The organism is Streptomyces bungoensis, from assembly GCF_001514215.1.
GTDB classification, from domain to species: domain Bacteria; phylum Actinomycetota; class Actinomycetes; order Streptomycetales; family Streptomycetaceae; genus Streptomyces; species Streptomyces bungoensis.
The window spans coordinates 1-9,884 of record NZ_KQ948890.1; the positions used below are offsets into that span (position 1 = coordinate 1).

Annotated in this window: 9 protein-coding genes and 1 pseudogene; 2 read left to right on the forward strand and 8 right to left on the reverse strand. The window is 68.9% G+C overall.

Annotation, left to right across the window (positions count from 1 at the left end; genetic code table 11):
• Nucleotides 1–30: 30 nt before the first annotated feature.
• From AQJ66_RS36380 to AQJ66_RS36395, 4 genes are all read right to left on the reverse strand, one after another.
• Nucleotides 31–801, reverse strand: coding sequence for an alpha/beta fold hydrolase (locus tag AQJ66_RS36380; protein WP_061931186.1), 771 nt, complete (start codon nt 799–801; stop codon nt 31–33).
• Nucleotides 802–882: 81 nt separating this feature from the next.
• The gene (locus AQJ66_RS36385; protein ID WP_061931189.1) at nt 883–1,335 is read right to left on the reverse strand and encodes a DUF5707 domain-containing protein; all 453 of its coding nucleotides are present in this window, start codon (nt 1,333–1,335) and stop codon (nt 883–885) included.
• Between the two features lie 103 nt (nt 1,336–1,438).
• Nucleotides 1,439–1,657: a DUF397 domain-containing protein gene (locus tag AQJ66_RS36390; protein WP_061931192.1), complete on the reverse strand. Its 219-nt coding sequence runs from the start codon at nt 1,655–1,657 to the stop codon at nt 1,439–1,441.
• Between the two features lie 9 nt (nt 1,658–1,666).
• Nucleotides 1,667–2,518, reverse strand: a complete 852-nt coding sequence (locus AQJ66_RS36395) for a helix-turn-helix domain-containing protein (RefSeq protein ID WP_061931195.1) — start codon at nt 2,516–2,518, stop codon at nt 1,667–1,669.
• 198 nt (nt 2,519–2,716) lie between these two features.
• Here AQJ66_RS36395 and AQJ66_RS36400 point away from each other — a divergent pair.
• Both AQJ66_RS36400 and AQJ66_RS36405 read left to right on the forward strand, forming a co-directional pair.
• Nucleotides 2,717–3,109: pseudogene (locus AQJ66_RS36400) on the forward strand (ATP-binding protein); the annotation flags it as partial.
• Between the two features lie 262 nt (nt 3,110–3,371).
• Nucleotides 3,372–3,683, forward strand: a complete 312-nt coding sequence (locus tag AQJ66_RS36405) for an ArsR/SmtB family transcription factor (RefSeq protein WP_061931211.1) — start codon at nt 3,372–3,374, stop codon at nt 3,681–3,683.
• 34 nt (nt 3,684–3,717) lie between these two features.
• Here AQJ66_RS36405 and AQJ66_RS36410 read toward each other — a convergent pair whose 3' ends face one another.
• The 4 genes from AQJ66_RS36410 to AQJ66_RS36425 form a co-directional block, all read right to left on the reverse strand.
• Complete coding sequence (locus tag AQJ66_RS36410) at nt 3,718–4,335, reverse strand: ATP-dependent endonuclease (RefSeq protein WP_061931199.1); 618 nt, start codon at nt 4,333–4,335, stop codon at nt 3,718–3,720.
• Nucleotides 4,336–4,345: 10 nt separating this feature from the next.
• The gene (locus tag AQJ66_RS36415) at nt 4,346–5,017 is read right to left on the reverse strand and encodes a hypothetical protein (RefSeq protein WP_061931202.1); all 672 of its coding nucleotides are present in this window, start codon (nt 5,015–5,017) and stop codon (nt 4,346–4,348) included.
• A 190-nt stretch (nt 5,018–5,207) separates the two neighbouring features.
• A complete protein-coding gene (locus AQJ66_RS36420) occupies nt 5,208–5,591 on the reverse strand; it encodes a hypothetical protein (RefSeq protein ID WP_159052709.1) in 384 nt (127 codons plus the stop codon).
• Between the two features lie 34 nt (nt 5,592–5,625).
• Nucleotides 5,626–9,884 (reverse strand): putative T7SS-secreted protein (locus AQJ66_RS36425; protein ID WP_061931208.1); only part of this gene is annotated, 4,259 nt, incomplete at its 5' end.

Sequence of the window (9,884 nt, forward strand, 5' to 3'; positions counted from 1 at the left end):
CCGGGTGGCGCGACTCAGGCCGGCAGGGCGTCACTCCCGACGGAGTGCGGCCGCAGTGGCGCAGGCGAAGGCGTCGGGGTTGTCCAGCATGATGTTGTGCCCGCAGTCCGGGATCGACACGACGGCCACCCCGGCCCCGGCGAGTGCGCCGGCGCCCGGGAGCGGACCGTCGTCCTCGGGCAGCAGGTAGGTGCGGGGGATCTCCAGGTCCATCAGCAGTTCGCGCATGGTGGGGGTGGTGCCCCGGACGAGATGGACCGCGCTGCGGTACAGCGCCTCACGGCCGGTCAGGCGCATGGTGGACCACCAGTGGGGACCGACCCGGTCGCGGACCTCCTGCCAGCCGCCCGCCAGGAACTCCTCCTCGGAGTAGGCGGCTATACCGCTGCTGCCACCGGAGCCCGGCCGGCGCGGAAGCGGGTCCAGGTTGGCGTCGACCAGGACCAGGCGGGACACCAGGCGCGGGTGCCGGGCCGCCAGGACGATGGCCACCGACCCGCCCATGCTGTGGGCGATCAGCTCCGCGCCGGTGACATCCGCAGAGGTCAGGGCTCTCGCGAGGGCGTCGGCGTGGGCCTCCAGCGTGTAGTCGAACGCCGTCGGGCGGTCGCTGATGCCGTGACCGAGCAGGTCGATCAACAGGGAACGGTGACCGGCCAGCAGCGGGTGGACCGCCGTCTGCGTGAAGTAGGCGGGCGACGTGGCACCCAGGCCGTGCACGTAGACGCGGGCGCGCTCCCGCCCGGGCAGTTCCACCCAGCGGATCCGGTCACCCTCGGTCGTCGCGACGGCGCTGCGCACGGTCTGGCCCCCCTATGGTCGAGATCGTCGGAACCGACGAGAGTAGTCGACGCCCGCGTCCGGTGACGGTCGGCGCCCGGGTCACCTGACGGTGAAGCCGGCCGCCTCGGTGTCCAAGGTCGTGGTGCCGTTCTGGGCGGTGGCCAGGACCGTCACGCGCCAGACACCGCGTGGGGACGACTCGACATCGGCACCGGTGACCTTGGTGGTGTAGGTGCAGTGCACCGTGACGTCCCCGGAAGCCTTGCAGACGGCGGACTCCGCGGCGGCCATGTCCTCGGCCGTCAACTTCCTCTTGGCGAGGGACGACTTCTCGGGCCACGCCAGCACCTTCACGCTCTTCACCCCCGAGGACGCCGCGACATCGGTGACGAAGGTCAGCGAGCCGTCGCGGTGACCGTCGGGAGCGGTGTAGCGGGCCGCACTGCCGGCCAGCTCCGGAGGCTGCTCCCCGGCGTAGGCGAAGGCGAGGGCACCGGCGACACCGAGGACGACGACACCTGCGGCGGCGGACAGGGCGATACGTCGGGACATGAGACTCTCCGTGACTCTCAGCGGGATCGTTCCGGCGCTCATCGGCTGCGCCGCTGCACCGATACTCGCCGTGCGAGGGTGTGACGGAGATGGGCTCAGATACTCAACTCGACTTGGTTGAGCCGTCGTTGGCCGTAGGTATGACCTTCAGCGCTTCGAGGAAGGGGGTGAAGGCTTCGGGGACGAAGGTGAGGGTGGCTCGGGCGGGGGCCTTGGAGTCGCGGATGGATATGTGGGTGTCCAGCTCCGCGATCTCGACGCAGGTGTTGCCGTCGCCTCCGCCCGAGTACGACGACTTCCGCCAGCGGATGGCCAGGGTCATGCGGGCGCCTCACAGTTCCTTCGTCATGCGGTGGATGAAGTCCCGCGATTCCACGGGAGGTAGTGCTGCCTTTCCCACCTTATTGAGCAGGGCCCGGAACCGCGCCAGTTGAGATTCGGCATCGATGAAGGCGGTGCCGTGGGGAGCGTCGCGCAGCACTGTGTCCAGCTGTGGAAGCGGACCGCCCACGTACATCATCTCGATCCCTGCTCCGGCGAATCCCTCTCTCGCCAACGGGACGACACGCACGGTGACCTGCCCCTCCTCGATTGCTCGCAAAACCTCGAGGAGTTGCGCATGGGCGGTACGGCGATCCGACACCAGGATGCGCAGTGCGGCTTCGTGGACGATCGTCTCGTAGGGGACGGAGGCCTCGCGATCAAGTACGACCCTTCGCCTCATGCGGTGCTCGACCCGGGGCTCCAGTTCGCTGTCCGGCAACTCCGGGACCATGTAGCCGAAGACGGCACGGGCGTAGTCCGCGGTCTGAAGCAGTCCAGGCACGTGGCTGGTGACCACTTCGCGCAGGTACGTGCCGTGGTACTCGGTCTCGGCGACATCCAGGAACACCGGTGGCAAAGTGCCTCGGTACTGCTCCCACCACCCGTGCGAGCGATCGGTCGCCATCGCGACCAGGGCCTCGATCAGGGGCTCGTCGGCGCAGGCGTAGTGGGCAGCGAGCCGTCGTAGTCGCTCTTCACTCACGCCCGCCAGGCCCGCTTCGACCTGACTCATCTGGGCCGAGGTGGAACTGAGCAGGCCCGCCACCTCGCGAGCCTTCAAGCCGGCCGCTTCTCGGAGCCTGCGTAGCTCCGTACCCAGGCGTACCTGTCGTGCCGTGGGTTGGCTCCTCGGCGCCATGTGCGCCCCTCCCGGGCTTGACGACGTGCCTCGTTCGGCGTCAGGTTACGCGACCTGGTTGCGGGGGGAAAAATTTATGCTCTACCGTCAGTGACGAGTCGCACACGCAACGGAAGTGCACCGCTCCGTCGCCCCATGACGGTTGCGGCAAGGCCACCGTGCGCCAATCCCCCTGTCACTGAACGGAGTTCATTCGGCATGCTCGAAACCTGGGACTACACCCTCTACATCCCCAACGACCTCAGAGCCGTGACGATCTCGCGCCGCACCCTGCGTCTGATCCTGACGATGCACGGCCTGATCGGGCTGGTGGACACGGCGGAACTCCTCGCCACGGAGCTGGTGTCCAACGCCGTACGCCACACCAAGGGGCCGGCCGCGCTGCGGGTCCGCCGCACCCGGGAGGGCGTGGTGTGGATCGGGGCCTGGGACACCGACCCCGCACCCCCGGAACCGCCGCCGACCTTCGACCAGGTCGCCGAGATGGGGGAGGAGGGCCGGGGCTGGGCTCTGATCCGGGCGTGCGCCGACTACTGGGGCTGGCAGCCTTCGGCCCGGTTCGGCGACCGGGGGAAATACGTGTGGTGCGACTCACGGTCGCTCAAGGCGGCACTTGTGACGGCCACGTCAGAGGTGTCGCACAGATCGCGGTCGGGTTCGAGTCGTCAAAGGGTCATGAAGGGCGTGTGTTCGCTGCGCAGGAGCTTGCGCAGCGACGAAAGGATGCGCGACAGGACTCGGCGACGAGGTGATGCGGATGCAGACATGGCTCCCCCGGTGACGGTAAGGTACGCCTTGTTGCGTACCTACAGGAAGGTACGCAACAAGGCGTACCTTGTCGAGGGGTGAAGTGATGACCGCAGGCGAGTTGGCGCACCCTCCTGCCGAGGAGCTCGAAGTGGGGCCCATCCTCCTGGCGCTGGCTGACGCGAACCGGCGTCGGGTCGTGGCCGAACTGGCCGAGCGGCCGGACGAAGAGCGGCTGTGCGCTTCCTTCGAGCTGCCGGTGAGCAAGTCCAGCCGCACCCGGCACTGGCGCGTACTGCGCGAGGCGGGCCTGGTCTATCAGCGCGACGCGGGGAACGGGCTGTACATGCGCCTCCGCAAGGAGGACCTGGACCGGCGATTCCCGGGCTTGATCCAGGCCATCACGGCCGCGGACTAGGCGCGCCCCGCACAGCGGTGGTCCTCGTCATCGCTCAGAGGCTGGAGAGCAGGCCATCGAGCGGTGCCGGCACTCGGTCGGGGTCGAGGGCCTCGACGAGGACGCGGCCGTAGTGGATCTTGCGGCCCTTCTTCGTGCCCAGGAAGCGCCTGAACTGCTGTTGTGGGGCGCGGCCCTGCTGTGCGGGCTGGCGCAGGAAGGTCTGCAGGGCCCGCAGGTCGCCTTCGGCCCGGACGAGCTCCTGCACCCGTGCCACGCCCAGCACGCGGATGAGTTCGTCCTCCAGATCCGCCGCGCAGACGAAGAAGCTCTGCTGTGCCGCACCGACCTGTTCGAAGGCGCGGGCGTAGTAGGGGCGCTCCCGCTCGTCGCACAGGCCCGTGAGCCGGAGGCCAAGGCCGGGTGAACCGAGGAGTCGCGCGTAGCGTCCGACGCTCATCGCGCCGCCGATCGGCAGGACGCAGATCCCCTCGGCCGCCAGGTCCCGGCCGTGCCTCTCCGCCAACGCGTCGACCGCCGCGACGTCGCTCGGCCCTTCGAGCAGCACGGCCGCCCGGACGGACAGCCGTGCCGCCAGCTCGTACGCGGGTTCGCCGGGGCCACCCGCCGCCCACGCGGTGACCGTTTCCCGGAACGCCCCCATGTCCGTCATGGAATGAGTCTCAGCCCGTTCCGGTCACGGCGCGAGGGGATTTCCGAGCGGGCCGTGTGCCACTGCGGTAGGTGGAGATGCCGAACGCCAGCAGCCAGTAGCTGAGCATCGCCCCCATCAGGGCGGTCGTCCCCCAGCCGTTGGCCGCGTAGAAGTGTGCGGGCGTGTTGCCGAAGAAGAGGGAGGGTACGAAGGCGAGGTTGATCCCCGCCAGGACGTAGGCCGACCGGCCGGTCCAGCGGGGCAGCAGGTGCGTGCGCGAGACGACGAAGCCCGCGGCGGTCAGGAACAGCGCCAGCATCAGGCGGGAGATCGATCCGTAGAGGATGTAGGTGCCGCTGACCGTGATGGTCGGATCGATCGGGTGGTCGGTGGCGATGACCGCGCCGGCCTCCAGACCGCTGGAGACCAGCGTGATCGTCGCGTAGACCAACCCGGCGGAGCAGGCGATCGAACCGGCCCACTCGTATGCTGGGGCCACCCGCCTGACCAGTTCCCGCAAGGCGGTCACGAACACGACCAGGCAGGCGAGGGCGACGATCCCGATCAGCAGCCTGCCCAGCACGTTCGCGTCCGGGGGTGGGCCCGAGTAGATGAAGTACAGCGGCACTTCGACGATGAAGGCGACTGCGGCAGCGATGCCGGCGACGCCGGTCAGGCGGCGCGCGAAGGGTTCGTCCATGAGTGTCCCCCGTTGGTGCGTGCGATGGATGCCTCGTCGGCTCGGTCGCCGATGCTGTGCATCCTGCTCTTCGCGGGGGGTGTCGTCGCTGGTCCTGAGCACCGGAAGAGGGGTGGTCTCAACACCACCAAGGCGAGTGATGCGCACTTCTTGACTGGATCGCCCCGGACCTTTTCTGTTCGAACCAGAACTAGTTCTCAGGGATCGGCAGCTGCTGCAAGCGCGCGATGATCTGCTCAAGGTCGGAAAGTGCCTTGAGGCAGAAATCCTGGTCGTGAACGTTGATTGATTGGATCGTGTCCGCGAAAGCAGGGCTTTCTAGCCCCTTGGCTTCGCGCAAAATTCGACTCGGCAGCAGTATCCAATTCTTCCTGCTTCTGTCGAGTTCCCACTCGACTTGAGTGTGGACTTCTCTTACAGCGTCCTCGATGTACTGCGCGACGCCCTCCCGAGGGGCTGTATAGCGCCATCCGATGTACGGCACCTGATGGTAGCCGTAGACTTGGTTGTAGTCTGCGGGAAGTTTGAACCACGCAAGTTCCCCAAACCTGCTGAGGGCTTGCATGGCGTCCATGCTCCGAGTCGACATGAGATACCCAATCTCCTCATTACCACAGCGGGCCGGAGTACCCTCCGTCTCCGACCACCAGCTTCTTCCCTGGATTGGACAGCCGTATGGCCCGCTCATAGTCACCGTATGGGATGGGATTCTTGCTCATCGCGGGATCGTAAACGTACCTTCCGTCGGTATAGACGTCGTGGTATCGGTAAGTGGCGAGCTCTTGACCCATCCTTTCGGGGATCACTATCTCGGGGCTATTGCGGACAGTGAAGTTTACTATTTTGCCCTCCCCGCCTGTCTCACGCATAATGTACTCCGCGATTTCCGAGCAGTCTATGTTTCCGCCGATCGGTGCGGATCTCATGACGTGAGTTGCTGCTTCACTTGGTGGATAGGCAGGGTTGGGCTCTCTGAAGTCAAACGTCCCTCGCGGTTCATCTCCGTGAGGATAGTCGGGTGCGAGTCCGAGTGAATCTGAATTCGTCAGAGGGCTGGAGACGTAAGTGGCGGGATTGGAAGCGGGTGTCAGACCGAGAGGGTCCGGAGTCAGATAGCGAGCGGTCTCCGGATCGTAGTGCCGGAAGTAGTTGTAGTGAAGCCCCGTCTCAAAGTCGTAGTACTGCCCCGGAAAGCGCAGAGGCGTGTAGGTCGTGCTGTTGGCCGCCCACGCCGTCGTTCCCCACAGAGTGCTTCGGGTGTGCCAGGCGATCTCGCCCTGTTCGTCGATGAGTTCGCTGGGGGTGCCGACCAGGTCGGTGACGATGGCGAAGAAGCGGAAGTCGATCTCCTGCTGCGGGGCGTCGGCCGCTGTGATGCGTTCCGTCTGGGCGAGCGGGCGCAGGCCCTGGTGGTCCCAGGTGAGGGTGACCGGGTGGGGGAGGTCGGGGGACGTCGTCGTCTGTTCGCAGAGTGTGGTGCCGTCCCAGGTGAAGTCGACCCGTTCCACGACCGTTTCGCCGTCCGGTGCGAGGCGGAGTTTCGCCGTGCGGCGGCCCAGGGGGTCGTAGGTGTAGCGCCAGCGGGTGCCGTCCGGGGTCGTCACCGCCGTCAGGCGGTCCTCGGTGTCCCATGCGTAGCGCCAGGTGTCCGGCTTGCGGGACAGACGGGTCTTCTGGCGGAGCGTGATGCGGCCGAGGGCGTCGTGTTCGTAGCGGACGTCGCCCGCCCGGGTGATGCGGGTGCCCGTGTAGGTCCGCTGTCCCGTCGCCTCCGCGCCCGGGTGGTTCGCCGGCCACTCGGCCCGGGTCTGGTTGCCCGCCTCGTCGTACGCGTACCGCTCCGTCCAGCCGGCCGCGTGGACCGCCGTCACCCGGCCCGCAGCGTCCAGGTCGAAGCGGCGGGAGCCGGCCAGGTGGTCGTCGATGCCGGTCAGGTTGCCGTCGGCTCGGTAGGTGTATGCCCGGTGCTGCACCGTGCGGTCGCCGGGCCCCGTCACCGACTGGGTCGTCAGGCGGCCCAGGGGATCGAAGGTGTGCTCCAGCGTGATCGTCCCGCCGATGTGGCGGGAGAGTTCGCGGCCTGCCTCGTCGTAGCCGAAGTCGATGGCCCGGCCCGAGGCCACCATGCCGGTGCGGCGGCCCGCGGCGTCGTACGACCAGGTCGTCGTGGCACCCGTGGGTGTCGTGCGGCCCGTGCGGCGGCCCAGCTCGTCGTAGGCGTACCTGACCGTGCGGCCGTCGACCGTCTCCGAGAGCAGGCGGCCGCAGCGGTCGCGGAGGAGGGTGAGGGCGGTGCCGTCCGGGCCTGTGGCCCGGGCGAGCTGGTCGGTCAGGTCGTACGCGTACGTCGTCACCCGGCCTGCCGCTTCCTTGCGCAGCACCTGCCCGAGTTCGTTGCGCTCGAAAGAGACCACCTCGCCGAGCACGTTTCTGCGTGACGTGAGGCGGCCGGCGGGGTCGTACGCGTACGTCAGTGTGCGGTCGTCGAAGTCCGTCTCCGTGACCAGGTGCCCTGCCGCGTCGTACTCGTACGTCCACGTCAGGCCCTGCGGGTTCGTGACCTTGGTCAGGCGGAGTTCGCTGTCGTGGTCGAACTCGTGGCGGACGCCGTCCGGGCCCGTGCGGGCCGTCAGCAGGTCGAAGTGGGTGTACTCGAAGCGGGAGACGCCGCCCATCGGGTCGGTGTGAGTGGTGCAGTTGCCCTCGCCGTCGTACGTCCACGACTCCGACGTGCCGTCGGGGGCCGTGCGGCGGGTCAGCCGGCCCTCGACCGACCACTCCAGCCTCGTCGTCGCGCCGGTGGGATCGGTGACGGCCACCGGGCGGCCCAGCGCGTCGCGTTCGTGGCGGGTTGTCGCGCCCAGCGGGTCCGTCGTCTCCACCGGGAGGCCTGCGCGGTCGCAGGCGACCCGGGTCGTGTTGCCGAGCGGGTCGGTCACCGAGGTGAGGTGGCCCGCCTCCGTGTACGTGAAATGCGTGGTCCGGCCTGCCGGGTCCGTCACCGACGTGCGGTTGCCCCGCTCGTCGTAGGTCTGGCGGACCACCGTGCCGTCCGGGTTCACCACCTTCACCGGCAGGCCGAGAGCGTCGTACTCCGCTCTCGCCTCACGGCCGTCCGGGCGGACGACGGACGTGAGGTTGCCCTCGTCGTCGTACGCGAACGTCGTCGTGTGGCCCAGGGGGTCGGTCTGCGACAGCAGGCGGTGGTAGCGGTCGCGGTGGAAGCGGGTGGTGGCGCCCAGGGCGTCGGTCGCCGCCACCACCTGCCAGAGGTCGTTGACCAGGTAGCGGCGGGTGTGGCCCTCGCCCGTCGTGGCGGTCGTCGTCCGCAGGCCGGTTTCCGGGTCCGGGTCCTCGTACGTCAGGCGCAGGGCCATGTGGCCCGCCGAGCCGCCCTCGGCCGTGCAGCGGTCCCTGCCGTCGTACTCGTACGTGTAGCCGCGGTCGTTCGTGTCCGTCCAGGAGGTGACCCGGCCCGCTTCGTCGTACGTGAAGCGGAGGGGGAGACCGGAGGAGTTGACGACCTCCGTCAGGTTGCCGTCCGTGTAGCCGTAGCGCTTCAGCTCCTCGCCGGTGGCGGCCAGGTGGAGGGCCGTGACACGGCCGGAATCCGTCGTGATGCGGATGCCCTGGCCGGTGTTCGACACCACGGCCAGGGGAGTGCCCTCCGCGTCGTACTCGAACGTGATCCAGTTGCCGTTGCGGTCGTCCAGCTGCTCCAGCACCGCCAGGTCGTCGCCCCGGTCGGCGAAGTGCCAGGTGCGCAGGGTCTGCGGGTCGGTGACCTTGTAGCCGCCGTCCACCCTGGCCAGCGGGCGGCGCGGGCCGTGGCTGGGCAGGGTGGGCAGGCCGGGAGCCGGGTGCGGGTAGGCCAGGAGCAGGCCGTCCTCGGTGACGAGGACGACTCCCTCCGCGTCGATCTCGAGGCGCTGGTCCAGCGTGGACGACCAGGACGGACCGAACCAGCGGCCCAGATGGTAGCCGGACTCCACCCGCCGCCGCAGGACCAGGGGGAGCACCCCGGGCAGTACGACATCCGTCTGCGGCAGGTACATCTTGCCGGTGGCGAGGTCGATCGGGTCGGTGCCGCCGCTCTCCCTGCTGGCTTCGTCGTGGGAGGTCGCCGGTGGGTCGTCGGCCACCGTCTCCCGGGCGGATTTCACGCCCGAGCCCTCGCCCGCCGCCGCTCCCTCCCGCTGCGCCGCCGCCTTCGCCGCGTCCTCGGCCGCCAGCCTCTCCCCGGCCGCCGCCCGCACCCCGCCGGCCTCCAGGCCCAGTCCGTCGGTCAGCAGCACCTGCGGTGCCAGCCGTCCGCCGAACTCGGCCGGGTCCCTGGCGAAGTCCTGAAGGGTCCGCTTCAGGGTGCGTTCGGGGTGTGTGGCGCTGGAGACCAGGCCGGCCAGGGTCATGGCCTGGTGTTGCAGGGCTTCGGCGGGGTGGGTGAGGTTGTAGGGGGCGAGGGGGTTGGCGCCGCGGACCATGGCGTACAGGCCCGCCGTGCCTTTGACGGCGCCCGCGCCGAAGTGAACGGCCTCGGTGTTGAAGGCGTTGCAGCCGTCGGCCGCGTCCACCTTCAGCCGGGTCAGCGGGGGCGGTTCCGCCGGGGCGTGGGCCAAGGCCGTGTCGACGGCCTTCGCGGCGCTGCCGGCGGCCGAGTTCCGCTGCTTACGGGCCTCGTGGAGGATCTCCTGGGCGCGGTTCACGGCGGCGTCGCCGGGGTCGTGGAAGTCGCCGGGGGCCGGGCCGGGATCCTTCGCGCCCGACTCAAGGTCCGCCTTGTAGGCGTCGACGCGCTTGGAGTAGGCGGCCTTCGCGTCCTCGGAGGCCTGCTTGCCCTTCTTGTACAGGTCGATCGCTTCCTGGGCCC